Origin of the sequence: Lysobacter terrestris, from assembly GCF_014489475.1 — a bacterium.
In the GTDB taxonomy this organism is placed as follows: Bacteria; Pseudomonadota; Gammaproteobacteria; order Xanthomonadales; family Xanthomonadaceae; genus Agrilutibacter; species Agrilutibacter terrestris.
Genome location: NZ_CP060820.1, coordinates 2065753 through 2089121 on the forward strand (window position 1 = coordinate 2065753; position 23369 = coordinate 2089121).

21 protein-coding genes are annotated in these 23369 nt (G+C 69.5%); 11 read left to right on the forward strand and 10 right to left on the reverse strand.

Annotated elements, in window-relative coordinates:
• Positions 1-5: 5 nt before the first annotated feature.
• Positions 6-581 (reverse strand): manganese efflux pump MntP, encoded by a 576-nt coding sequence (locus H8B22_RS09500; RefSeq protein ID WP_187711193.1) that lies wholly within the window; start codon positions 579-581, stop codon positions 6-8.
• 144 nt (positions 582-725) lie between these two features.
• On the opposite strand from H8B22_RS09500, the gene H8B22_RS09505 reads away from it, so the two are divergent.
• Entirely contained in the window at positions 726-1154 is a 429-nt protein-coding gene (locus H8B22_RS09505) for a hypothetical protein (protein WP_187711194.1), read from the forward strand.
• 79 nt (positions 1155-1233) lie between these two features.
• Here the strand turns inward: H8B22_RS09505 and pepQ are convergent, their stop codons facing one another.
• The 8 genes from pepQ to rph all read right to left on the reverse strand — a co-directional run bounded on the left by pepQ (position 1234) and on the right by rph (position 8869).
• Positions 1234-2562, reverse strand: coding sequence for a Xaa-Pro dipeptidase (gene pepQ / locus H8B22_RS09510; RefSeq protein ID WP_187711195.1), 1329 nt, complete (start codon positions 2560-2562; stop codon positions 1234-1236).
• 125 nt (positions 2563-2687) lie between these two features.
• Positions 2688-3032: a PilZ domain-containing protein gene (locus tag H8B22_RS09515; protein ID WP_187711196.1), complete on the reverse strand. Its 345-nt coding sequence runs from the start codon at positions 3030-3032 to the stop codon at positions 2688-2690.
• Positions 3029-5344, reverse strand: coding sequence for a DUF1631 family protein (locus H8B22_RS09520; protein WP_187711197.1), 2316 nt, complete (start codon positions 5342-5344; stop codon positions 3029-3031). The genes H8B22_RS09515 and H8B22_RS09520 overlap by 4 nt, the downstream gene beginning before the upstream one ends.
• Before the next feature lie 141 nt (positions 5345-5485).
• Positions 5486-6724, reverse strand: a complete 1239-nt coding sequence (gene hemW, locus H8B22_RS09525; protein WP_187711198.1) for a radical SAM family heme chaperone HemW — start codon at positions 6722-6724, stop codon at positions 5486-5488.
• Positions 6721-7020, reverse strand: a complete 300-nt coding sequence (locus H8B22_RS09530; protein WP_187711199.1) for an antibiotic biosynthesis monooxygenase family protein — start codon at positions 7018-7020, stop codon at positions 6721-6723. The genes hemW and H8B22_RS09530 overlap by 4 nt, the downstream gene beginning before the upstream one ends.
• A 3-nt stretch (positions 7021-7023) precedes the next feature.
• Positions 7024-7620, reverse strand: coding sequence for an RdgB/HAM1 family non-canonical purine NTP pyrophosphatase (gene rdgB, locus H8B22_RS09535; RefSeq protein WP_187713607.1), 597 nt, complete (start codon positions 7618-7620; stop codon positions 7024-7026).
• 11 nt (positions 7621-7631) lie between these two features.
• A complete protein-coding gene (locus H8B22_RS09540) occupies positions 7632-8024 on the reverse strand; it encodes a VOC family protein (protein ID WP_187711200.1) in 393 nt (130 codons plus the stop codon).
• 113 nt (positions 8025-8137) lie between these two features.
• Entirely contained in the window at positions 8138-8869 is a 732-nt protein-coding gene (gene rph / locus H8B22_RS09545; RefSeq protein ID WP_187711201.1) for a ribonuclease PH, read from the reverse strand.
• Positions 8870-9015: 146 nt separating this feature from the next.
• Between rph and H8B22_RS09550 the strand changes: the two genes are divergently transcribed.
• The 5 genes from H8B22_RS09550 (at position 9016) to H8B22_RS09570 (ending at position 13873) form a co-directional block, all read left to right on the forward strand.
• The gene (locus tag H8B22_RS09550) at positions 9016-9876 is read left to right on the forward strand and encodes a YicC/YloC family endoribonuclease (RefSeq protein WP_187711202.1); all 861 of its coding nucleotides are present in this window, start codon (positions 9016-9018) and stop codon (positions 9874-9876) included.
• An 11-nt stretch (positions 9877-9887) separates the two neighbouring features.
• Entirely contained in the window at positions 9888-10502 is a 615-nt protein-coding gene (gene gmk / locus H8B22_RS09555) for a guanylate kinase (protein ID WP_187711203.1), read from the forward strand.
• 180 nt (positions 10503-10682) lie between these two features.
• On the forward strand, positions 10683-10982 hold the full coding sequence (gene rpoZ / locus H8B22_RS09560) for a DNA-directed RNA polymerase subunit omega (RefSeq protein ID WP_187711204.1): 300 nt from the start codon (positions 10683-10685) through the stop codon (positions 10980-10982).
• A 209-nt stretch (positions 10983-11191) separates the two neighbouring features.
• Positions 11192-13384: a RelA/SpoT family protein gene (locus H8B22_RS09565; RefSeq protein ID WP_187711205.1), complete on the forward strand. Its 2193-nt coding sequence runs from the start codon at positions 11192-11194 to the stop codon at positions 13382-13384.
• A gap of 105 nt (positions 13385-13489) precedes the next feature.
• On the forward strand, positions 13490-13873 hold the full coding sequence (locus H8B22_RS09570; protein ID WP_187711206.1) for a RidA family protein: 384 nt from the start codon (positions 13490-13492) through the stop codon (positions 13871-13873).
• A 72-nt stretch (positions 13874-13945) separates the two neighbouring features.
• On the opposite strand, the gene H8B22_RS09575 is transcribed toward H8B22_RS09570, so the two are convergent.
• Positions 13946-14998, reverse strand: coding sequence for an AraC family transcriptional regulator (locus H8B22_RS09575; protein WP_187711207.1), 1053 nt, complete (start codon positions 14996-14998; stop codon positions 13946-13948).
• 109 nt (positions 14999-15107) lie between these two features.
• On the opposite strand from H8B22_RS09575, the gene H8B22_RS09580 reads away from it, so the two are divergent.
• The 5 genes from H8B22_RS09580 (at position 15108) to H8B22_RS09600 (ending at position 23313) form a co-directional block, all read left to right on the forward strand.
• Positions 15108-16358 (forward strand): parallel beta-helix domain-containing protein, encoded by a 1251-nt coding sequence (locus tag H8B22_RS09580; RefSeq protein ID WP_187711208.1) that lies wholly within the window; start codon positions 15108-15110, stop codon positions 16356-16358.
• Entirely contained in the window at positions 16355-17533 is a 1179-nt protein-coding gene (locus H8B22_RS09585; protein WP_187711209.1) for an SO2930 family diheme c-type cytochrome, read from the forward strand. The genes H8B22_RS09580 and H8B22_RS09585 overlap by 4 nt, the downstream gene beginning before the upstream one ends.
• A gap of 59 nt (positions 17534-17592) precedes the next feature.
• Complete coding sequence (locus H8B22_RS09590) at positions 17593-20058, forward strand: TonB-dependent receptor (RefSeq protein WP_187711210.1); 2466 nt, start codon at positions 17593-17595, stop codon at positions 20056-20058.
• A 108-nt stretch (positions 20059-20166) separates the two neighbouring features.
• The gene (gene recG / locus H8B22_RS09595) at positions 20167-22296 is read left to right on the forward strand and encodes an ATP-dependent DNA helicase RecG (RefSeq protein WP_187711211.1); all 2130 of its coding nucleotides are present in this window, start codon (positions 20167-20169) and stop codon (positions 22294-22296) included.
• 81 nt (positions 22297-22377) lie between these two features.
• Positions 22378-23313: a nucleoside hydrolase gene (locus tag H8B22_RS09600; RefSeq protein WP_187711212.1), complete on the forward strand. Its 936-nt coding sequence runs from the start codon at positions 22378-22380 to the stop codon at positions 23311-23313.
• The last annotated feature ends 56 nt before the right edge of the window (positions 23314-23369 follow it).

Genomic DNA, 23369 nt, shown 5'->3' on the forward strand with positions numbered 1-23369 from the left:
CTTGCTCAGGCCGCCGCGGCGCTGAGGTGTTCGTGCACGATCGCGGCACCGACCAGGATCAGGATCACCCCGCCCGCGATCTCGGCGCGCTTGCCGATGACCGCGCCCAGCGCGCGGCCGAGCATGACCCCGAGGGTGACCATGGTGAAGGTGCACAGGCCGATCACCAGCGCGACCACGGCGATGTGCACGTCGGCGAAGGCGAGGCCGACGCCGACCGCCATCGCATCGATGCTGGTGGCCAGCCCGGCAATGGCGAGCTTGAGCAGGCTGCCGCCGTTGCCGTCGTCCTCGGGCGCTTCGTCGCTGGCGTGCAAGGCCTGCCAGATCATGTGCAGGCCGAGCGCCGCGAGCAGGACGAAGGCGATCCAGTGGTCCCACGCCTCGATGAAGCGCGAGGCCGCGGTGCCCAGCAGCCAGCCGATCACCGGCGTGATCGCTTCCACCACGCCGAAGACCAGACCGGCCCGCAACGCCTGCGGCAGTCGCGGCCGGGTCATCGCCGCACCCTTGCCGATCGCGGCGGCGAACGCGTCGGTGGACATGGCCAGGCCGATGAGCAGGATCGAAAGCGGGTTCATTCGGAACGAGGGCAGGAAAGGCGCCCATCATCGCGCAGTCGCGGCGCCCGCACGATGACCGAGTCCGGCGGCTGGGGCGGGCCGTGCCGCGAACGCGTAGCATGTGCGCGTGCGCCGGTGGCCGCGGTGCAGTCGAGAGCAGCCATGTCCCGTGATTCGAAAACCCGTCGCGACGCCCGCAAGAGGAAAGAGCCGAAGCGGGCCATCCGCCGCCTCGGCGGCACCCTGCAGCCGCATGCCCAGCTGGAAACCGGCGATGGCAACACGGTCGGCGGGGCCGGCTGGCGCGACGGCGAATGGCTGACGGTGCTGGGCGGCAAGGTGGTGGCGCGCACGCCCAGCGCGGCGCTGACCCTCGCGATGCTGCGGCACGTGGTCGCCGTGCAGGAACAGGCCGGCGCCGAGTTGAAACTGACCTTCTCGCCGGTGCTGGAAACCGCGGCGACGCGCGAGGCGCAAGCCGAAGGGCGTTCGCTGGAGGAGTACCTGCACGTGCTCGAGCAGGAACGCCTGGAACGCCTGGACCCGGACGGGGCGCCGGCGCAGGCGGCCGCACCGCAAACCCGGCACTGAGCGCAGCCGGCGGATTCCGCTCGGCGATTGCGCCGCGGCGCCGGCGCCATGGCCGGCACTGCAAACGCTCGTTTCGTTGCTAGGCGGCGAACTGCTCGCGCGTCAGGTTGAGCGGTTCGCCGTCCGTGCACACCACGTCGTCTTCGATGCGGATGCCGCCGTAGGGCTTGAACGCGGCCACGCGCTCCCAGTTCACGCTCGGTCCCAGGCCCCGGTCCTTCAGTTCCTCGAGCAGCATGTCGATGAAGTACAGGCCCGGCTCGATGGTCACCACCATGCCCGGCTCCAGCGTGCGGGTCAGGCGCAGGTACGGATGGCCCGGCGGCTTCGCGATCGTGCCGCCGCGGTCGCTTTCGGCGAAGCCGGCGACCTCGTGCACCTGCAGGCCGATGCCGTGGCCGATCCCGTGCGGGAAGAACGCGCTGCTCACGCCGGTTTCGACCGCGACTTCGGGCGACACGTTGATCAGGCCGAAGTCGCGGAGGATGCGCGCCAGCGACAGGTGCGCATCCAGGTGCAGCTGCTTGTAGTCGAAGCCGGCGCGGACCTGCGCGCACATCGCCTGCTGCGCGCTGTCGACGGCGTCGACGAGGGCCTGGAACTCGCCGGCGGTGTCGTAGGCGTAGGTGCGGGTGATGTCGCTGGCGTAGCCGTGGAAGCTGGCACCGGCGTCGATCAGGAAGCTGCGGAGGGCCTTCGGCGGCAGGCGATCGCGCTCGGTGTAATGCAGCACGGCGCAGTGCTCGTTGAGGCCGACGATGTTGTTGTAGGGCAGGTCGTTGGCGTCCTGCAGCGCCGCCTGGCAATAGACCAGGTGGATGCCGAATTCGCTGGCGCCGGCGCGGAACGCGCGCTCCGCCGCGCGATGCGCGCGCACGCCGATGCGCGAGGCTTCGCGCATCATCGCGATCTCGTACGGCGTCTTGCAGGCGCGGTGGAATTCCAGGTAATTGACCACCGCCGGCGGGTTGTTCGGGACGTAATCGCCGAGCGCGCTCTGCGCCTCGCCGAGGATCGCGCAGCGCGCGGCATCGCGCGGCAGGTGCTGCAACGCCTCTTCCGGCTTGCGGATCACCACGATGTCGAAGTGTTCGGTCCAGTAGCCGGCCGGGTTCTCCGGCACCGCGTGCCAGTAGTCGAAGGGCTGCAGGTACACCAGCTTCGGCCGCTCGCCGGGCGTGGCCACCAGCCAGCTGCCGGGATTGCGGGTCAGCGGCGCCCACGCCTTGAACTGCGGATTCACCGCGTACGGATAATCGCGGTCGTCGAACAGGTGGTAGTGCAGGGTGCCGCTGGGCACGACCAGGTGATCGAAGCCGCCGCGTTGCAGCGCCTGGGCGGTGCGCTGCTGCAGGGTGTCCAGGTGCTGCGGGTACAGCGCGGCGATGGTGCTCTTGCTCGGGCTCATGCGCGGTCAACCGTGTGGGGTCCGCGCATTCTACGGCGCGGCGGAAAAGCCGCCGCATGCAGGAAGTCGGCGCCGCGATACCGAGTCTGGCGGTTCGCGTGGGCGCTTCAGGGGGGGCTGCGCGTTCAGGCGTACTGGCTGCCGGGCGCGTCGATCCAGCGCCGCAGCTGCTGCATCTGCTGCTCGCTCATGGTGATGAAGCGGAAGCCGGTCCAGGCCTGGCCCGGGGCGCTGGCCTGGTCGCGCCAGAGCAGGTGCGTGCCCACTTCGAATGCGGTCTTGGAGATGCCTTCGGGCAAGGCGAAACGCAGCTGGTAGAGCGCGTCCACCACCAGCGGCGCATTCGACATCACCAGCATCCCGGTTTCGGAGACGTTGCCGACGTGGCCGATGACCAGCTCGGTCATGCTGTCGGTGACCTGGATGATCTCGGCGACCTGGCGGCGCCGGCTGCGACGGAATTCCTTCATGCCTGCTCTCCCTGCTGCGACGCCTCGTCGTGCGCCTCCGCGGCCTGCTTGGCGCCCATGAATCCGCGCAGCACGCCGAGCGCGCTGTGCCAGGCGCGGTCGACCAGGCTGCTGTGCTCGACGGTGACGATGCGCACCTGTCCGCCGGCGAGCATGCGGGCGAGGCTGTCGAGCGACTGCTCGCCCACGCGCTGGCCCTTCTGGTTCACGAACAGCGCGTGGTCGGTCATCGGGCTGTACCAGGACAGGCGCCGGCGCACGACATCGCCCTGCTGGTTGGTGATGAACTCGAACCAGGCGCCGAACGGCAACGTGCGCAGCATGTCGTACGCGGCCTGCTCGCGTTCGCTGCGCGGCGGCAGCGGCGGCTTGTCCGGGTTGGCCTCCTGGCCCAGGCGCCCGCGCGCCTTCAGGCGCATCGCCAGTTCGGTGCGGGACGCCGCGTCGTTCTCGTCGTCGTCCACGTTGGCGGTCAGGCGGCGCGCGATGTCGCCGGCTTCGTCGCTGTGGTAGCCGACCAGGGTCAGCGAATGCTCGATCTGCGCGGCCAGGTCATCAGGGGGCGAGGCCGGGTGGTTGAGCGAGGTTGCGCGCACGATGGCGGTCGTGACTTCGAGCTGGTGCTGCCACTCCTCCGATTCCTCGCCGTTGCGCAGCTGCACCAGGGTGAGGACATCGCTCCAGGAGTTGCTCAGCAGGGTCTGCACGAAGCGCGGCAGCTTGTGCTCCTCGGAGACGCCGGCGATCACTTCCGACGCGCGGCGCTTGGCCAGCTCGAGCTTCTCCTTGCCGCGCGCGGCGTCGACATGCCGGCGTTCGGCGACTTCGGCGCGGCGCGCCATGACCTGCAGGTGCTGCTGCACGCGTTGGTTGGCGGCGGCGAAGACGTTGGTGTCGCCCTCGTAGTGCGTCACGACGTCGTCGACGGCGTGGTTGAGCTGGTCGTTCAGCTGTGCATCGACCTCGTCCTCGCCGACCCAGCTGGCGCCCGATTCGGCGACGGTGTTGAGGAGCTGGCGTGCCGGATGGTTCTGGTGGACGAAGAAACCGCGGTCCTTCAGCACCAGCCGCAGCAGCGGCACCACCAGCTTGTGCACGAGGCGGTTGCCCGGGGCGTCCTGGCGCAGTTCGCGCTGGATCTCCGCCATCAGGATGGCGAGCAGTTCGAAGGCGTCGTTGTCCTCGCGCGAGAGCGCTGTGGCATGGCCCTGCGCCTGCCGGCTCTGGGCCAGCAGCGCCTGGCGCACGTCGTGGACGCTGCGCGGGCGCCCTTCGCCGGCATCGCGCGGCACGTTCTGCATGCGCGCGAGCGCCTGCATGACGTCGTCGGTGCTGAGCTGCGCGCGGTTGGCCGCGTCGGTGTTGCCGGGGGTGAGCTTGTTGAGCAGGTCGCGGCGGTTGGCCAGCATGTCCTGCAGCAGGTTGAAGTTCTCCGGGTTCTCCTGTTGCTCTTCCTCGCCCGGGAACCAGCCGGTGAACGGCCGCGCGCGGCCGCCGCCGCCCCCAAATCCACCGCCACCGCCACCACCGCCGGCAGCGGCTTGCGCGCGCGCCTGTTCGCGGCGTTCGCGCCCGGCTTCGCCGGTGAGCTCCGATTGCAGCGCGGGGCGCACGCGGATCGGGACGTAGACCAGGTTGGGCAGGATGTTCTCGCGCGCCAGCATCGCGTTCATGGCTTCGACCAACTGCGCATAACCGGCGAGCGCGTACTGGTCGAAGCAGCGGAACAGTTCCAGCCGCGGCTGCAGCTCGATCTGCAGGACGCGGCTGGCCTTGGCGAGGATGTTGCCCAGCTGCCGCGGCCCGACCGGCAGGCGATCGGCCTCGAAGCCCGGCGACCCGGCCAGCACGCCGAAGCGTTGCCCGAGCAGGTGCAGCGGCAGGCTGGTGCGCGATTCATGCCGCGATGCGATCGAACGCAGCACCGCTTCCTCGTCGAGTTCGTGGTCCTCGACCAGGCGCAGGCTGCCGAAGTGCATCGGCGCCGCGGGCTTGCCCTGCTGGGGCACGGGTTCACGGATGCCGGCGAGCGCCGCTTCCAGCCCGCTGAGGAATTCGGGGATCAGGTCGGCGCGGTTCTGCCGCACCAGCCGCAAGGTGTCGAAATACGCCTGTTGCTGCCCGGGATTGGCAGCCTGGTCGGCGAGGCGGAACTGCTGCTGCTCGAATTCGGCCAGCATCCGTTCCAGGGCGCGCGCCATTTCGTCGGCGGCGAGGTTGTAGACCTGTTCGAGTGCGCGGCGAACCCGTCGCGGCAAGGTCGCGGAGGCCAGGGTGGGGTGCAGGACTGAGTGTTCGAAGGTCACCGACATGCATCCTTTCCCGGGTCGCCCGGATGGTGACCGTGATCTTAATCACGGCCTAGGCATGGCTGCCAGCGGCGACTCCCCCAGTGCAACGCAAAATCCGCGCCAGACCGGGCGGGTGCCGCCTGAATGCGCCCATCGGGCTGCTCAGAGGAACAGCGACACCAGGTCGTTGGTGAAGCGCCGGCCGGCTTCGGTCGGGCGGGCGTGGCCGCCTTCGATGGCCAGCCAGCCGTTGGCGACGGCCTGCTGCAGCTGCGGCGCGATCTCCGCCACGGCCACGCCGGTGCGCAGGGCGAACAGGTCCAGTTCGAAGCCCTCGACCAGGCGCAGCGCGTTGAGCATGAATTCGAACGGACGCCGCGACGGCTCGATCCGGTCGTCGCCGCCGATCGCTTCCACCTTGCCGGCGCTGGCCAGGTACGCCCCCGGATGTTTCACCTTCCAGCGCCGCAGGATGCTTTCGTCGTGGCCCAGGGTGAGCTTGCCGTGCGCGCCGGCGCCGATGCCCAGGTAGTCGCCGTAGCGCCAGTAGTTGAGGTTGTGCGCGCACTGCCGGCCCGCTCGCGCGTAGGCGCTGACTTCGTACTGCGCGTAGCCGTTCGCCGCCAGCAGTGCCTGGCAATGCTCCTGCATGTCCCAGCTGGCGTCGTCGTCGGGAATGCCCGCCGGCGGCTTCGCCGCGAACAGCGTGTTCGGCTCCAGCGTGAGCTGGTAGTGGCTCACGTGCGTCGGCTGCAGGGCGAAGGCGCGCTCCAGGTCGCGCTCGGCCATCGCCAGCGTCTGTTGCGGCAGCGCGTACATCAGGTCGAGGTTGAAGTTGTCGAAGCCGGCGTCCTGCGCCAGCTTCACCGCGGCATCGGCTTCACGGCTGTCGTGGATGCGGCCGAGCCGGCGCAGGCAGTCGTCGTCGAAGCTCTGGATGCCGAAGCTGAGCCGGTTCACGCCGGCCTGCTGGTACAGCTCGAAGCGGCCGTGCTCGGCGGTGCCCGGGTTGGTTTCCAGGGTGACCTCGCAGCCGGGGGCGAAGCGCAGGCGGCTGCTCGCGCCCTGCAGGAAGCGGTCGATGTGGCAGGGCGGGAACAGGCTAGGCGTGCCGCCGCCGAAGAACACGCTCTGCACCGTGCGTCCCCACACCAGTGGCAGGTCGTGGTCGAGGTCGGCCAGCAGCGCATCGACGTAGGCGTCGAACGGCAGCGCGCCGCGGCCTTCGTGCGAGTTGAAATCGCAGTACGGGCATTTGCGCACGCACCAGGGCAGGTGCACGTACAGCGACAGCGGCGGCGGGTGCAGCGGCGCGCTTGCGGGTCGCGGCTCCGTGTGCGGCTCAACGCCGGACGACGGTGCCGGTGGGGCGGCGTTCGGAGCGGAAGGGTGTCCGTTCATGCTGCGGTGTACCTGCCCAGGCAGCGTTCGGTGAGCGTCAGCGCATCGCCGCGCGCATCAATCTGCGCGTAATCGGGTTGCGCGGTGGTGATGAAGGCCGCATAGGCCGTCGCCGAGGTCCAGCGATCGATGGTGACGAAGCGGTCGGGCGTGTCGGCATCGCGCCACAGTTCGGTGTCGACGTAGCCGTCATGGCGGCGGAACAGCGCGACCCAGGCGCCGTCGCGACCGTACAGCGCCGCGAATTCCGCTTCGGCCCCGGCGCGCACCTCGTACTCCCAGATCACCGCGAACATGGCTTACAGCGTCGTGTCCGCCAGCTTCTGCCGCAGCACGTCCATGGCCCGGCCGCGGTGGCTGAGGCGGTTCTTGATCGCCGGTTCGAATTCGGCGGCGGACAGGTTGTTTTCCGGGTCGAGGAACACCGGGTCGTAGCCGAAGCCGCCGCTGCCGCGCGGCGCCGGCAGGATCAGTCCGGACCAGCGCCCCTCGGCGATCAGCGGTTGCGGATCGTCGGCGTGGCGCAGCAGCACGATCACCGCGACGAAATGCGCGGTGCGCTGCGCGGTCGGCACGTCCTGCAGCGCGCCCAGCAGCTTGGCGATGTTGGCCTGTGCGTCGCCGTGGGCGCCGGCGTAGCGCGCCGAGTACAGGCCGGGCGCGCCGTCGAGCGCATCGACGCACAGGCCCGAGTCGTCGGCGAGCGCCGGCAGGCCGGTCGCGCGCGCCGCGTTGCGTGCCTTGAGCAGGGCGTTCTCGACGAAGCTGAGGCCGGTCTCTTCGACGTCCTCCACGCCGAGTTCGCCCTGGGTGACGAACTCGTGGCCGGCGTCGCCGAGCAGGTCGCGGAATTCCGCGAGCTTGCCCGGGTTGCTGCTGGCCACGACGAACTTCACCGGCGCGCGGTTCACGTGTTCAACTCGACCAGGTCCCAGCGGTTGCCGTACAGGTCGACGAACACCGCCACCGTGCCGTAGGCCTCGTGCCGCGGTTCCTCCGCGAAGCGCACGCCGCGCTCGCTCATCGCGGCATGGTCGCGGGCGAAGTCATTGGTGTGCAGGAAGAAGCCGACGCGGCCGCCGACCTGGTCGCCGATGCGCGTGCGCTGCGCCTCGGTGTCGGCGCGCGCCAGCAGCAGCGCGGTGCCGGTGGCCCCGGGCGGCGCCACGCGCACCCAGCGCTTGCCGTCGCCCAGGTCCGCGTCCTGCACCAAGGTGAAGCCCAGGACCTGCGTGTACCAGGCGATGGCCTCGTCGTAGTCGCCGACGAGCAGCGCGATGTTTGCGAGATGTTGCGTCATGGGGTCCTTTGCGGCGGCCAGGGCGTTCCCCGGGCGGCCGGCAGTGGCGAAACAGGATAAACGCCGACCCGGGGCGGCTTTGCCGCCTCCCCGGGTGAACGCCTTGCATGGGGTCAGGCGGCCAGCGCCTCGCGCTGCTTGGCGATGAGGGTGGCGATGCCGGTTTCCGCCAGTCCGAGCAGGGCGTCGAGTTCGTCGCGGCGGAAGGCATGGCCCTCGGCCGTGCCCTGCAACTCGATGAAGCCGCCGCCGTCGTTCATCACCACGTTCATGTCGGTGTCGCAGTCGCTGTCCTCGGCGTAGTCGAGGTCGAGCACCGGCAGGCCGCGATAGACGCCGACCGAGACCGCCGCCACCGCGCCCACGACCGGGTTCGTCGTGATCATCCGCTTCGCCTGCATCCAGCGCACCGCATCGACCAGCGCGACGTAGGCGCCGGTGATCGCCGCGGTGCGGGTGCCGCCATCGGCCTGCAGCACGTCGCAGTCGAGGGTGATGGTGCGTTCGCCCAGCGCCTTGCGGTCGACGCACGCGCGTAGCGCGCGGCCGATCAGGCGCTGGATCTCCAGCGTGCGCCCGCCCTGCTTGCCACGCGCGGCCTCGCGATCGTTGCGGGTGTTGGTGGAGCGCGGGAGCATGCCGTACTCGGCGGTGATCCAGCCCTCGCCCTTGCCGCGCAGGAACGCGGGCACGCGGTCGTCGACGCTGGCCGTGCACAGCACGCGGGTGTCGCCGAAGCTGACCAGGACGGAGCCTTCGGCGTGGCGCGTGTAACCGCGTTCGATGCGGACGTCGCGCAGCTGGTCGGCGGCGCGGCCGCTGGGGCGGGGGAGGGGGGTATTCATCCGGTGTAGTTTAGCAGTCGCCTTCCGGCGCCATTCCGGGCGCGGCCCGTCGGGCCACTTCAATCCACCGCGGACGCAGCCCAGGCGCCGGGTGGACCGCGGCGGCGCAATGGCATACTGCGCCCCCGAAACCGCCGGAGCCCCGCATGATCCGCAGCATGACCGCCTTCGCCAGTGGCGAACGCGCCACGCCCTGGGGGACGCTCGGCTGCGAACTGCGCTCGGTCAACCACCGTTTCCTCGAGATCGGTGTGCGCCTGCACGACGATCTGCGCTCGCTGGAGCCGGCGTTGCGTGAACGCATCGCCAAGCGCATCGCGCGCGGCAAGCTCGACCTCACCCTGCGCCTGCGCGCGCCCGAAGGCGGCGGCGGACTGCAACTCGATCCCACGCGCCTGCGTGAGCTCAGCGAGCTGTCCATCGACCTGGCGGCGCGCTTCCCCGGCCTGCACACCGACTTCACCCAGCTGCTGCAGTTTCCCGGCGTGCTGCAGGGGCCCACGGCCGATGCGGCCGCGCTGCAGGAGCAGGCGCTCGCGTTGCTGGACGAGGTGCTGGAAGAGTTCGTCGCCTCGCGCGAGCGCGAGGGCGGCAAGCTGGCGGCGGTCATCATCGAGCGTGTCGACGGCATCGCCCGTATCGCGGCCGAGGTGCGCACGCTGATGCCGGCGATCCGCGCGGGCCAGCGCCTGAAGCTGGAAACCCGCCTGGCCGAGCTGTCGCAACCGCTGGACCCCGGCCGTCTCGAGCAGGAACTGGTGCTGTGGCTACAGAAGCTCGACGTCGAGGAAGAGCTGGACCGCCTGGCCTCGCACGTCGACGAAGCGCGCCGCGTGCTCAAGCTGAAGGAAGCGGTGGGCCGGCGCCTGGACTTCCTGCTGCAGGAATTCAACCGTGAAGCCAACACGCTCGGCTCCAAGTCGGTCGATGCGCGCAGTTCCGCCGCCGCGGTGGAGCTGAAGGTGCTGATCGACCAGGTGCGCGAGCAGATCCAGAACATCGAGTGACCCGACCGAGCATGCGCGGAACCCTCTACATCGTCGCGGCGCCCTCCGGTGCCGGCAAATCCAGCATCGTCAACGCCACGCTGGCGCGCGACCCGAACATCGCCCTGTCGATTTCGTTCACCTCACGCCAGCCGCGCCCGGGCGAGCGCCACGCCGAGCACTACCACTTCGTCAGTGCCGCGGAGTTCGAGGCGATGGTCGCCGCAGGCGACTTCTTCGAGCACGCACTGGTGCACGGCGACTGGAAGGGCACCGCGCGACAGTCGGTGGAGCCGCAGCTGGCCGCCGGCAAGGACGTGCTGCTGGAAATCGACTGGCAGGGCGCGCGCCAGGTCCGCGCCAAGGTGCCCGATGCGGTGAGCGTGTTCATCCTCCCGCCCTCGCGCGAGGCGCTGGAACAGCGCATGCGCGGGCGCAACCAGGACAGCGAGGCGACGATCCGCCAGCGCTTGGACGCGGCCCGCGAGGAGATGTCGCACTACACCGAGTTCGACTACGTCATCGTCAACGAGCACTTCGATACGGCCGTCGGTGAGATGTGCGCGATCTTCACCGCCAGCCGGCTGCGCCGCGAGGCGCAGGTGGCCCGGCATTCGCGGCTGATCACCCAGCTGCTGGTCGATTAAGAGGCCGGATAGGGCGGGCTCAAGCCCGCCATATGAGTGTCGGGAAGCGGCGGGCTAGAGCCCGCTCTGCGCTAACCCACTGATTTTCAAGGAATGGGTTGCTTTCGGGCGACGCCGGCCCTTACAATCCACACCCCCTCAAAGCCTGATGGACGGCCCGACCGGCCGCCCGGAGTCCCCATGGCCCGCATCACCGTAGAAGATTGCCTGGAAGTGGTCGATAACCGCTTCGAACTCGTCATGATGGCCGCCAAGCGCGCGCGCCAGCTGGCCAACGGCGTCGAGCCGATGCTCGACAACAGCGAGGCCCAGGACAAGCCGACCGTGCTGGCACTGCGTGAGATCGCCGCGCGCCGCATCACCAACGACTACATCGACGCCGTCGAGAAGTCCGAGCGCGAGCGCAAGGAGCGCGAGGCGCTGGAATGGGCCGCCGCGGAAGTGGTCGCCGACGACGACATGTCCAAGGGCGACGACTGATCGCCCGGACCGTCCGCTCCGCGATTTCAGCGATTCCCACGGCCCCGCCTCGGCGGGGCCGTTTTTATTGGCGCGTGTCATGTGGCACGTGGTTTTCTACGGTGTCGCCGTTCCACGCGTAGGGCCGGCGCTCCCGCGGGCCCGATTCCACCCATAGGTTCAGACGGAATTCCGTTGCGCTGCCCCCATCGCGCCCTTAGATTCTGGGCATGACCCCCGCAACGCCCGTACTGACGCCCGCAACGCCCGCCTTCGACGAAGCGGACGTGCCGGACTACGTGCGCGAGCTGGAACGCGCCGCGGCTTACCTCCCCGAAGCGCAACGCGGGCAACTGCGCCGCGCCTGGCGCATCGGCGCCGCCGCGCACGCCGGGCAGACGCGCAAGTCGGGCGAGCCGTACATCACCCACCCGGTCGCGGTCGCCAAGGTGCTGGCCGACCAGGGCCTGGACGTGGAGACGCTGGTCGCGGCGATCCTGCACGACACCCTGGAAGACACCCCGCTCACGCCCGATTCGATCACCACCGAATTCGGCGCCACCGTCACCGACCTGGTCGACGGCGTCACCAAGCTGGACAAGCTGCAGTTCCGCGACCGCCAGGAAGCCAACGCGGAAAGTTTCCGCAAGATGCTGCTGGCGATGTCGCGCGACCTGCGCGTGATCCTGATCAAGCTCGCCGACCGCCTGCACAACATGCGCACGCTCGGCGCGCAGAGCGTGGAAGCCCGGCGCCGCATCGCCGCCGAGACACTGGAGATCTACGCGCCGATCGCCCAGCGCCTGGGCATGAACCTGATCAAGGCCGAGCTGCAGGACCTCGGCTTCCGCGCCCTGTTCCCGTGGCGTCATGCCGTGCTGGAGAAGCGCATTCGCACCCAGCCGGTGATGCGGCGCGAGGCGCTGGTGCAGATCGAAGCGCAACTGGCGCAGAAGCTGGCCAAGGAAAAGCTGCAGCACCGGCTGATCAGCCGGGTGAAGTCGCCGTGGAGCATCTACACGAAGATGCGCGCGGAGCACAAAAGCTTCACCCAGGTGATGGACGTGTTCGGCTTCCGCATCGTGGTCGGCACCGTGGCCGACTGCTACCACGCGCTTGGCGTGGTGCACGCCGCCTACAAGCCGCTGGACGCGCGCTTCCGCGACTTCATCGCCATCCCCAAGGCCAACGGCTACCAGTCGCTGCACACGGTGCTGTTCGGGCCCTACGGCTCGCCGATCGAGGTGCAGATCCGCACCGAGGACATGGACCTGATCGCCGAGCGTGGCATCGCCGCGCACTGGTCGTACAAGCACGGCGGCCGCGATATGCCGTCGAGCGCACAGAGTCGCGCGCAGGGCTGGATCACCAACCTGGTCGAGCAGCAACGCGCCACCGGTTCGTCGCTGGAATTCCTGGAGAACGTCAAGGTCGACCTGTTCCCCGACGAGGTCTACCTGTTCACGCCCAAGGGCGACATCCTGTCGTTGCCGCGCAACGCTACCGCGCTCGACTTCGCCTACGCCGTGCACACCGACGTGGGCAACCACGCGGTGGCCTCGCGCGTGGACGGCAAGCTGGTGCCGCTGCGCAGCAAGCTGGCCAGCGGCCAGCGCGTGGAGATCATCACCGCGAAGTCGGCGGCGCCCAAGCCGCAGTGGCTGGAGTTCGTGGTTTCCGGCAAGGCGCGCACCTCGATCCGCCAGCAGCTCAAGCAGCTGGAGCACGAGGACGCCGTGCAGCTGGGCCACCGCATGCTCGATCGCGCGCTGGAGGCGCAGGCGACCTCGCTCGAGCGCGTCCCCGCGCCGCGCATGGATGCCTTCCTCGCCGAGCACCGCTACCCGCGCCTGGAGGCGCTGCTGGCCGACATCGCGCTGGGCAACCGCATGCCGCAGCAGGTCGCGCAGGCATTGGTGCGCGAAGCGACGGCGAAGAAGTCGCGCAAGGCGGCGCCGGAACCCGAGGTGCTGCCGCGCGCCGAGGACAAGATCCTCATCACCGGCGCCGAGCGCGGCGTCATCAGCTTCGCCCAATGCTGCCTGCCGATCCCGGGCGACGAGATCATGGGTTACCACACCACCGGCAAGGGCATCGTGGTGCACCGCCTGGATTGTCCGAACGTCGCCGAGTACCGCAAGTCGCCCGACCGCTGGGTGTCGATCGGTTGGGACCGCGAGGTCACGGGCGATTTCCCCACCGCCATGCGCATCGAACTCGACAACCGTCCGGGCGCGCTCGCGCAGGTCGCCGCGGCCATCGCCGAGGCCGAGTCGAACATCGACCGGCTCGAATACATCGAGCGCGACACCAACGTCTCGGCGATCCGCTTCCAGATCGAAGTGCGCGACCGCAAGCACCTGGCGGAGGTGATGCGCCGCGTGCGCCGGCTCAAGGTCGTGCTGGGCGTGCAGCGGATCTGATTGCCGCGCATTCGGGCTTTCGGGATTCGTGAAACCGCGAGACCTGAGGCGTACCCGTGCCCGCCGCTCTAAACTAATCTCCAATCCCTAATCCCGGCTTCCAACATGTCCCGCGAGATCATCCACACCGACCGCGCGCCCGCGGCCATCGGCCCGTATTCGCAGGCCATCCGCGCCGGCGACACCGTCTACCTGTCCGGCCAGATCCCGCTGGATCCCAACACCGGCCTGGTCATCGAGGGCGACGTCGAGGCGCAGGCGCGACGCGCGTTCGAGAACCTCAAGGCGGTGTGCGAAGCCGCGGGCGGTTCGCTCGACAAGATCGTGCGCGCGGGCCTGTTCCTCACCGACCTCGGCGACTTCGCCAAGGTGAATGCGGTGATGGGCGAATACTTCAGCGCGCCGTTCCCCGCGCGTTCGACCGTGCAGGTGTCGGCGCTGCCGCGTGGCGTGCAGTTCGAGATCGACGCGATCATGGTGCTGGACTGACCGCTGCCGGAATTCCATCGCCGGCTTGCCGGCACGCAACGCGTGATGCCCGGGCGCGCGGTGGGTCTGTGCTCAGCCGGGTGAACGCAACGCGGTCGGCGCGACCCCCGACCAGCGCTTGAAGGCGCGGCGGAACTCGCGCGCATCCTTGAACCCCACCGCCGTGCCGACCTGCGCGATGGTCAGGTGCGACTCGGCGAGCAGGCGCCGCGCCGAGGCATTGCGGATGCGGTCGTGCAACGCGGTGAAACTGGTCTGCGCCGCCTGCAGCTGGCGGCGCAGGGTGCGTTCGGTCATGTGCAGCTCGGCGGCGATGTCGACCAGGCGCGGGTTGTCGGCCAGCTGCGACAGCAGCAGGCGCTCGACGACCGCCACGATCTCGCTGCTGGAGCGGTCGCCCGGCATCTGCGCATCGCACAGCGCGAGCACCTGCTGCGCGCTCGCCGGGTTGTGCGCGGGCATCGGCGAGGTCAGCCACGCCGCGTCGATGAGCACCCGATTGCGATCGCAACCGAAGACAACGTCGCAGGCAAACGCCGACGCGTATTCGTCCGCGTAGGCCGGCGCCGGATACGCGAGTTCAACACGCCGCGGCACGAAATCGGGTCCCAGCAGGCCGCGGCACAGGTGCAGCGAGCTGACGAACAATTCCTCGCACAGGAACGCCTCCAGCTCGCGCTCGGCGCGATCGCGCGTGCGGGCGACAACCGCGATGCCGCCGCGCACGTCCTCCAGCGCCAGTTCCACCATCGCACCGGTGATCGGGGCGTAGTGGATGCCCAGGCGCAGCGCGCGCTCGAAGTCGGGCGCCGTCAGCATCGCCAGGCCCAGCAGGCCGAAACTGCCGATGTCCTGCCGCGCCCCCAGCACGAGGCCATGACCCTGCCCGGGCAGGCTGCGCAGGGCGCGGCGGATGACCTGGGCGGCCTGCCGGTACGACAGGTAGGGCAGGGCGTCGACGGAGAACTGCGCCGGCCCCAGCCGCAGGCCGGCGAACCAGCCGTCGCTGGAAATGCCGCGCTCCCGTGCCAGCGCGACCAGGCCCGCGACGATCGTGCTCTTGATGTTGGCGGCGGTGAGCCGCGGATCCCCGGCGTCGGGGAGGATGTCATCCGGTTCCTGCATGCCCCGCCCACGCGTTGTCCGCTTTGCCCCCCTGAGTATGCCGCGTTTGCCCTCCACGCGAGGCGCGGCGGCGTCACAGACTCCCCGGGGGCCAGTCGGGGGTGCAGCGATGAAGCGGATCGTGTTGTGCGTGGCGGTGGCGGCAGGGCTGGCGGGTTGCCAGCGGCAGGACAGCGCGGCGGTCGCCGTCGACCGCGACTACCAGAAGGTCCTGATCGAGCGCCTGCTCGATGCCAAGCCGGGCGAGGTCATCGACATTCCGGCCGGCACCTACGCCTTCGATCGTAGCCTCAACCTGCGCGTGGACGGCGTGACCCTCCGCGGCGCGGGCATGGACAAGACCGTGCTCAGCTTCAAGGGCCAGAAGAGCGGCGCCGAAGGCCTGCTGGTCAACGCCGGCGACTTCACCATCGAGCACCTTGCGATCGAGGACAGCAAGGGCGACGGCCTGAAGGTCAACGAAGGCGAGAACATCACCATCCGCGGCGTGCGCGTGGAGTGGACGCGCGGTCCGCACACCGACAACGGCGCGTACGGCCTGTACCCCGTGCAGACCAGGAACGTGCTGATCGAGGACTGCGTGGTGATCGGCGCGTCGGATGCCGGGCTCTACGTCGGGCAGTCCGACACGATCGTGGTCCGGCGCAACCGCGTGGAGCGCAACGTCGCCGGCATCGAGATCGAGAACAGCAAGAACGCCGACGTCTACGAGAACACCGCCACGCAGAACACCGGCGGCATCCTCGTTTTCGACATGCCCAACCTGCCGCGCCGCGGGCACAGCACGCGCGTGTTCCGCAACAAGGTGGTCGACAACAACACCGACAACTTCGCGCGCAAGGGCGCGGCGGTGGCGAGCGTGCCGGCCGGTTCCGGCGTGGTGCTCAACTCGGCCGACAAGGTGGAGATCTTCGACAACGACATCACCGGCAACAAGACCGCGAACGTGATCATCTCCAGCTACTGGTCCACCGGCTACATGAACAAGTACGGCATCTCCAAGGACTACGACCCGTACCCGGAGGAGGTCTATGTCCACGGCAACCGCTTCAAGGAGGGCGGCGATTCGCCCGACGGGCTCGACCTGAAGGCGTTGAAGCTCGCGATGTTCGGCCTGCGCGGACGCCTGCCGGACGTGCTGTGGGACGGCTACGCCAACGCCAAGCGCACGCAGGGGCCGCAGATCTGCATCGAAGGCGCATCGGGCGTGCTCAACGCGGACGGGCCGAACAAGTACAAGAACCCCAGCCTGGTCGGCGATGCCATGCGCTGCACGCTGCCCGCGTTGCCCGAGATCGTGCTGCCCGCACCCGATGCGGCGAAGGCCGACGCCATGGCCGGAGCGCAGCCCTCCGCATGAACCGGGTTTCGATCGCCGCACTGGCGCTGGTGGTGTTGCTGGGCTGTGGCGCGTGCAAGCGCGCACATGACGAGGCGGTGACCTTCCATGCGCAGGGCCAGCCGGAAAAACTGAGCGACTGGCACGTGCTGGTGGCGGACGGCGAACGCCTGCGCCTCAACGCCGGCGTCGAGCCCTATGCGCTCAACACCGCGCTGTTCAGCGACTACGCGCACAAGCTGCGGACGATCTGGATGCCGAAGGGGGCGACGGCGCATTACCGCGATGGCGAGGCGTTCGACTTCCCGGTCGGCACCATCATCAGCAAGACCTTCTACTACCCGCGCGCGGGGGGCAGCGACGCCGCCGTGCTGCGCGTCGCCGAACAGGCCGGCGAGAACCGCGATGGGCTCGACCTGAAGCAGATGCGCATGATCGAGACGCGCCTGCTGGTGCGTCGTGCGACCGGATGGGTGGCGTTGCCGTACGTCTGGAATGCCGAGCAGACCGAAGCGACGCTCGCGCGTGCGGGCGATCTCGTTCCGCTGGAACTGCACCGGCCCGCGAATGCCACCACGCAGGAGGCGCCGTTGCAGATCACCTACCTGGTGCCCGACGAGAACCAGTGCGCCGGTTGCCATGCCACCGACAACAGCGTGCATGCGATCCAGCCGATCGGCGCGCGTGCCCGGCATCTCAACCGCGACGATCCCTGGCATCCCGGCGAGAACCAGCTGGCGCGCATGGCGACGATGGGCCGGCTCGACGGCCTCCCGGCCAACGACGTCCCGCGCAACGCGCGTTTCGACGATGCCACCACGCCGATCGGTGACCGCGCCCGCGCCTACCTCGACATCAACTGCGGCCATTGCCACAGCGCCAAGGGCCCGGCCGACACGTCGGGGCTCTGGCTCGACGCGGCCACGCGCGACCCGATCCGCCTGGGCGAATGCAAGCCGCCGGTCGCGGCGGGGCAGGGCACGGGCGACCACATGTTCGACATCGCTCCCGGCCATCCCGACGACTCGATCCTGGTGTACCGGATGAGCAGCCTCGATCCCGGTGCGATGATGCCGGAGGTCGGTCGCGCCACGGTGCACGAAGAGGGCGTGGCCGTGATCCGCGACTGGATCAAGGGCTGGCTGGGGAATTGCAGTACGTCGGCCGCCGAGGGCGCTGCACAACAACGGTTGTAACGCCGGCTCCGGCGTCCACCGGGTCGCTTCATCAACGGAAAACTTCTGGGGGTATTCCGATGTCGCTTCGCAAGAACCGCCTGTCCGTCTCGCTGGCCCACGCGCTGTTCGGTTGCGCGTGGCTGGTCGCATCGCCGTTGGTGCTCGCGCAGGAGGCCGCGCCGGCCGACGCGTCGCAACAGGCGGCCACCGACCTCGACGCGATCACCGTCACCGCGCAGAGCCGCGAGCAGGAAATCCAGGACGTGCCGATCGCGTTGCAGGTGCTCAACGCGCAGATCCTCGACGACGTCGCGGCCGAGGACCTCAGCGACATCGATGCCTTCGTGCCGGGACTGGTGGTGAACGGGCTGCAGCCGACGCAGCCGTCGATCAAGCTGCGCGGCATCGAGACCGACGACTTCGGCATCGGCACCGATCCCGCGGTCGGCATCTTCGTCGATGGCGTGTACGGCGGCCGCGGTGGCGGCGTGCTGCTGCCCTTCGTCGATGTCGAGCGCATCGAGGTGCTGAAGGGCCCGCAGGGCACGCTGTTCGGCCGCAACACCGCCGCCGGCGCCATCTCGCTGATCACGCGGAGGCCGCAGGACGACGTCGAGGCGCGCGCCAAGCTGCGCATCGGCAACTACGGCAAGCGCTATGCCGAAGCGATGTGGAACCTCCCCACCGGCGACAACTCCGCCTTCCGCTTGAATGCGCTGCTCAACCACAGCGACGGTTGGGTGCAGGATGGCGCGACGGGCAAGGACCTCGGCGGCGAGGACAACTGGGCCACGCGCGCGTCGTGGCAGGTGCGCATGGGCGACAACACCACCGCCTACCTGAGCTGGGACCACGAGAGCCTCGACCAGAACGGCCGCCCCACCACCGGCATCGTCACCCTGCCGCCCGCGCCGGGTCGTCCCGCGGCGCCGGCCGATCCCGACGACTACTTCGACCCGCGCCACGCGCAGACCTTCAGCGACGCCGATACCAGCGCGGAATGGCGCACGTTCGACGGCGTGTCGCTGATCGTCGACCACACCTTCAGCTGGGGCACGCTGACCTCGACCACGTCCTGGCGCAACTACGACTCGCTCAACCAGGTGGAGGAGGACGGTACCAACCGCGCGGACCTCTACATCGACTCGACCAACACCGAGAGCAACGAGAGCTTCTACCAGGAGTTCAAGTTCGGCGGCAGCAACGAGCACATCGACTGGGTCGCGGGCGCCAGCTACTTCGACGAGGACGCGCGCCAGACCAGCGAGGTCAACACCAACACGACCACGGTCGACAACATCGTCCGCAACCTCGGCGTGGCGCCGACGCCGGACGGCAGCCTGTACGGCTTCACCACGTTCCTCGCCAACTCGTTCGGCATCCCCGTCAACCTGCTCGGCCACGACTGGAACGAGCAGTTCCAGAACACGCTGGGCACCACGTCCTATGCCGCGTTCGGCGACGTGATCTGGCATGCCACCGACAAGCTCAACCTGACCTTCGGCCTGCGCTACACCCGCGACGAGAAGGACTTCAGCTGGCTCAACAATCCGCGCAGCACGCCGGCGCTGGACGCCCAGCTGGATTTCCTGGAGGCGATCGGCTTCTTCGACGCGATCAATGCGGCCGGCGTGCCCATCACCCGCGATACGCTGACGTTCGACATCGCCTTCATCGACCCGCCGGCGATCGCCAACAAGGGCGTCACCAACCGCGCCAGCAAGTCGTGGAGCGACGTGAGCCCGCGCTTCGTCGCCGATTACCACTTCAACGACAACGGCATGGTCTACGCGTCGCTGGCGAAGGGCTACAAGGCCGGCGGCTACAACGCGCTACAGATCGGTCCGGCCTTCGACAACGAGGAGGTCTGGAATTTCGAGGCCGGCATCAAGCAGGCGTTCGCCAACCGGCTCTCGTACAACGCGTCGGTGTTCCGCTACAACTACGACAACCGGCAGTCGGTGCGCCTGATCGACCCGGACCCGACCAACCCGACCGACATCCCGCGCTTCGTCATCGACACCGGCGACCTGGAGGCATGGGGCGTGGACTTCGACGCGCGCTGGCAGGTAACGGACGCGTTCGGCTTCGACGTGCAGGCCGAGTGGATCGATTCCACCTTCAAGGATTACGTCACGCCCGAGGGCGTCGATCTCAGTGGCCAGCCCACGGGCGAGCCCAACCTGTCGGCCTCGATCGGTGCGTCGTACGTCTTCCACGTCGGCGAAGCCGGCGGCGACCTGCGCCTGTCGGCGCGGCATGCGTATCGCGGCAAGCGTCGCTGCAACGACGGTTCCGAACTGCAGGGCGACTGCAGCGCCAACACCGCGCTCGATCTCGGCGAGGCCCAGGAACGTACCGACGTGCGCCTGGGCTGGACGTCGCCGCGCGGCCACTGGGGCTGGGCGGTCTACGGCAACAACGTCTTCGACAACCGTTACGTGACCGGTCTGAACACCTACGGCCGCGACGTCCTCGGCGTGGTCGGCGCGATGGTGAGCGAGCCGCGCACGTACGGCCTGGAAGTGACCGTCAAATACTGAGCTGCGCAGGCGGTGCCGCAGCGTCGGCACCGCCTGCCCCGCGGCCGCAGGACGCCGCGGGCCGCGCCAGTACTGTTGCTCGGCCGATGATCCCGGCATGCTTCACGGATGCCGACTCCTTCCGGCGCCAGCGCGAAGCGCGCGGCCGTCGCCCTCAACCAGCAAGCCCTGAGCAGTCTGCGCGGCGTCGGCCCGAGCGTGGCGGAGAAGCTCGCCGCGCGCGGGCTGCTGACGGTGCAGGACCTGTGGCTGCACCTGCCGCGGCAGTACGAGGACCGCACCACGCTGACGCCGATCCGTGGCTTGCAGGCCGGCGTTGCGGCGCAGGTGGATGGACGCGTGGAAGCCGTCGAGCGCGGCTTCCGCTATCGCCCGATGCTGCGCGTGGCGATCGGTGACGATTCGCATGCGACCCTGGTGCTGCGCTTCTTCCATTTTCGTGCCGCGCAGGTCGCGCAGTTCGCGCCCGGCGCGCGCGTGCGCTGCTACGGCACCCCGCGGCTCGGCCAGCACGGCCTGGAGATGGTGCATCCCAGCTACCGCCTGCTCGATGACGCCGTGGAGGCCGAACTCGGTAGCGCGCTCGATCCGGTGTATCCGGCGATCGAAGGCGTCGGCCCGGCCTCGCTGCGCAAGCTGATCGGCCTGGCGCTCGAGCGCCTGCCGCAGGACGATTCGCTGGAGCTGCTGCCGGCCGCGCTGCGCGATTCCCTGCGACTGCCTTCGCTGCGCGAGGCGTTGCTGACGGTGCACCGGCCGCAGGCCGGCGAGGACATCGCGGCGTTGCTGGCCGGGCGCCATCCGGCGCAGCGGCGGCTGGCGCTGGAAGAACTGCTCGCCCACCACCTCAGCCTGCGGCGCCAGCGCCTGGCACAGCAGGCGCACGCCGCGCCGGCGCTGCGCAAGGCGACGCTGGCGGCGAAGCTGCGCAAGGCGCTGCCGTTCCGGCTGACCGGGGCGCAGCAGCGCGTCTTCGATGAAATCCATGCCGACCTCGGCAAGCCCACGCCGATGCTGCGGCTGGTGCAGGGCGATGTCGGCAGCGGCAAGACCGTGGTCGCCGCGCTCGCCGCGATGCAGGCGGTCGAGGCCGGCCAACAGGCGGCGCTGATGGCGCCAACGGAGCTGCTCGCCGAGCAGCACCTCAACAACCTGCGCGGCTGGCTCGAACCGCTGGGCGTGCGCGTCGCCTGGCTCGCCGGCAAGGTCACCGGCAAGGCACGCAGCAAGGTGCTGGAGGAAGTCGCGTCCGGTGCGGCGCAGGTCGTCGTCGGCACGCACGCGCTGATGCAGGAAGGCGTGGCGTTCAACGACCTGGCCCTGGCCATCGTCGACGAACAGCACCGCTTCGGCGTGCACCAGCGCCTGGCCCTGCGCGACAAGGGCACTGGCGGCACGGGCAACGGCGACAGCATCGTCCCGCACCAGCTGGTGATGACGGCCACGCCGATCCCGCGCACCCTTGCGATGGCGGCCTACGCCGACCTCGACGTGTCCGCGATCGATGAACTGCCGCCGGGGCGTACGCCGGTGCAGACCGTCGCACTGAGCGCGGAGCGCCGTCCGGAACTGGTGGAGCGGATCCGCACCGCGTGCGCCGAGGGCCGCCAGGCCTACTGGGTGTGCACGCTGATCGACGACAGCGACGAAGTGGTCGCGCAGGCGGCGCAGAGCACGTTCGAGGAGCTGTCGAAGCAACTGGGCAAGCTGCGCGTCGGCCTGGTCCACGGGCGCATGAAGGCCGCCGCGAAGCAGGCGACCATGCGCGCGTTCAAGGAAGGCGCGATCGACCTGCTCGTCGCCACCACGGTCATCGAGGTCGGCGTCGACGTGCCCAATGCCTCGTTGATGATCATCGAGAACGCCGAGCGCCTCGGGCTCGCCCAGTTGCACCAGCTGCGCGGGCGCGTGGGGCGGGGCAGTGCCGCGTCCAGCTGCGTGCTGCTGTACCAGTCGCCGCTGTCGCAGCTGGCGAAGCAGCGGCTGGAAACCATGCGCCAGACCCACGACGGTTTCGTGATCGCGGAGAAGGATCTGGAACTGCGCGGCCCCGGCGAGTTGCTGGGCACGCGCCAGACCGGCCTCGCTGGTTTCCGGGTCGCCGACCTCGCGCGCGATGCCGACCTGTTGCCCCTGGTGCAGCAGGTCGGCGCGCAGCTGCTGGCGCAGGCGCCGGACGTGGCCGAGCGCATCATCGCGCGCTGGGTTGGCGGCGCGGCGAGGTACGCGTCGGCCTGAGTCGGGCTGCGCCGATGCATGCCAGTCACGTCGGTTCCGGCAACCGCCGACGACCGCTTCGACAATCGTCATAATGCGGCCATGACCGACCGTATCCCGCTCCTGATCGACACCGATCCGGGTGTCGACGACGCCCTCGCGCTGCTCATGGCGTTCAACGATCCGCGCCACGACGTGGTCGGACTCACCATCGCCGCCGGCAACGTCGGCCTGTCGCACACCGTCGCCAATGCGCTGAAGCTGTGCGAGGTCGCGGGTGTCAACGTGCCGGTGTTCCCCGGCTGTGCCGCACCGCTGCTGCATCCGGCGCGCGACGCCGCGTACGTGCACGGCGTCGACGGCTTCGGTGACATCGGTTACGACCCCGCGACGCGACAGCCGCATGTGGAGCATGCCGCGCTGGCGATCCTGCGCCTGTCGCATGAGCACGCCGGCCGGTTGGTGCTGGTCGCGCTGGGGCCGTTGACCAACGTGGCATTGGCGCTGAAGCTCGACCCGACGCTGCCCTCGCGCATCGCGCGCTGCGTGGTCATGGGCGGTGCCATCACCGCGCACGGCAACATCACACCGGCGGCGGAGTTCAACATCGCCTTCGATCCGGAAGCCGCGCATATCGTCTTCGCTGCCTTCGAACGCATCGACCTGAGCGACTGGGAGGCGACCGTCGAGCACGGCCTGCTCGACGTCGACGTGGACCGATGGCTGGCGAGCGACTCGCCGCGCGCCCGCTTCTACGACGCGATCTCCCGCAAGACCCGGGCATGGGCCGGCGAGCGCCGCGGCAACCGCTGGCACTCCGCGGATGGGCTGGCGATGGCCTTCGCCCTGGCCCCGGAGGGGGCGCTGCAGGTCGAGGAACGCCCGCTGGCGGTCGAGACCGAAGGGCGCCACGCCCGCGGCGCGACCCTCATCGACTGGCGCCGGGAGAGCGGGCGCCCCGACAATGCCCGCATCCTGCTGCGCTACGACCAGGCCCGGTTCGAGGCCCTGGTGGCCGCCGCCCTGGCCGCCCGTTGATTCGGGGCGGGTGCCGGGCTTGCATGGAAGGGGAGGGCGTCGCTATACTGCCCGAC

Bases quoted from the DNA above. Each gene is read 5' to 3' on its own strand.
- H8B22_RS09500 (WP_187711193.1), bottom strand. From the start codon at position 581: ATGAACCCGCTTTCGATCCTGCTCATCGGCCTGGCCATGTCCACCGAC.
- rpoZ (WP_187711204.1), top strand. From the start codon at position 10,683: ATGGCCCGCATCACCGTAGAAGATTGCCTGGAAGTGGTCGATAACCGC.
- H8B22_RS09530 (WP_187711199.1), bottom strand. From the start codon at position 7,020: ATGTTCGCGGTGATCTGGGAGTACGAGGTGCGCGCCGGGGCCGAAGCG.
- gmk (WP_187711203.1), top strand. From the start codon at position 9,888: ATGCGCGGAACCCTCTACATCGTCGCGGCGCCCTCCGGTGCCGGCAAA.
- H8B22_RS09575 (WP_187711207.1), bottom strand. From the start codon at position 14,998: ATGCAGGAACCGGATGACATCCTCCCCGACGCCGGGGATCCGCGGCTC.
- H8B22_RS09600 (WP_187711212.1), top strand. From the start codon at position 22,378: ATGACCGACCGTATCCCGCTCCTGATCGACACCGATCCGGGTGTCGAC.
- H8B22_RS09505 (WP_187711194.1), top strand. From the start codon at position 726: ATGTCCCGTGATTCGAAAACCCGTCGCGACGCCCGCAAGAGGAAAGAG.
- H8B22_RS09515 (WP_187711196.1), bottom strand. From the start codon at position 3,032: ATGAAGGAATTCCGTCGCAGCCGGCGCCGCCAGGTCGCCGAGATCATC.
- pepQ (WP_187711195.1), bottom strand. From the start codon at position 2,562: ATGAGCCCGAGCAAGAGCACCATCGCCGCGCTGTACCCGCAGCACCTG.
- H8B22_RS09570 (WP_187711206.1), top strand. From the start codon at position 13,490: ATGTCCCGCGAGATCATCCACACCGACCGCGCGCCCGCGGCCATCGGC.
- H8B22_RS09520 (WP_187711197.1), bottom strand. From the start codon at position 5,344: ATGTCGGTGACCTTCGAACACTCAGTCCTGCACCCCACCCTGGCCTCC.
- rph (WP_187711201.1), bottom strand. From the start codon at position 8,869: ATGAATACCCCCCTCCCCCGCCCCAGCGGCCGCGCCGCCGACCAGCTG.
- H8B22_RS09540 (WP_187711200.1), bottom strand. From the start codon at position 8,024: ATGACGCAACATCTCGCAAACATCGCGCTGCTCGTCGGCGACTACGAC.
- recG (WP_187711211.1), top strand. From the start codon at position 20,167: ATGCCGACTCCTTCCGGCGCCAGCGCGAAGCGCGCGGCCGTCGCCCTC.
- H8B22_RS09580 (WP_187711208.1), top strand. From the start codon at position 15,108: ATGAAGCGGATCGTGTTGTGCGTGGCGGTGGCGGCAGGGCTGGCGGGT.
- H8B22_RS09550 (WP_187711202.1), top strand. From the start codon at position 9,016: ATGATCCGCAGCATGACCGCCTTCGCCAGTGGCGAACGCGCCACGCCC.
- H8B22_RS09585 (WP_187711209.1), top strand. From the start codon at position 16,355: ATGAACCGGGTTTCGATCGCCGCACTGGCGCTGGTGGTGTTGCTGGGC.
- H8B22_RS09590 (WP_187711210.1), top strand. From the start codon at position 17,593: ATGTCGCTTCGCAAGAACCGCCTGTCCGTCTCGCTGGCCCACGCGCTG.
- hemW (WP_187711198.1), bottom strand. From the start codon at position 6,724: ATGAACGGACACCCTTCCGCTCCGAACGCCGCCCCACCGGCACCGTCG.
- H8B22_RS09565 (WP_187711205.1), top strand. From the start codon at position 11,192: ATGACCCCCGCAACGCCCGTACTGACGCCCGCAACGCCCGCCTTCGAC.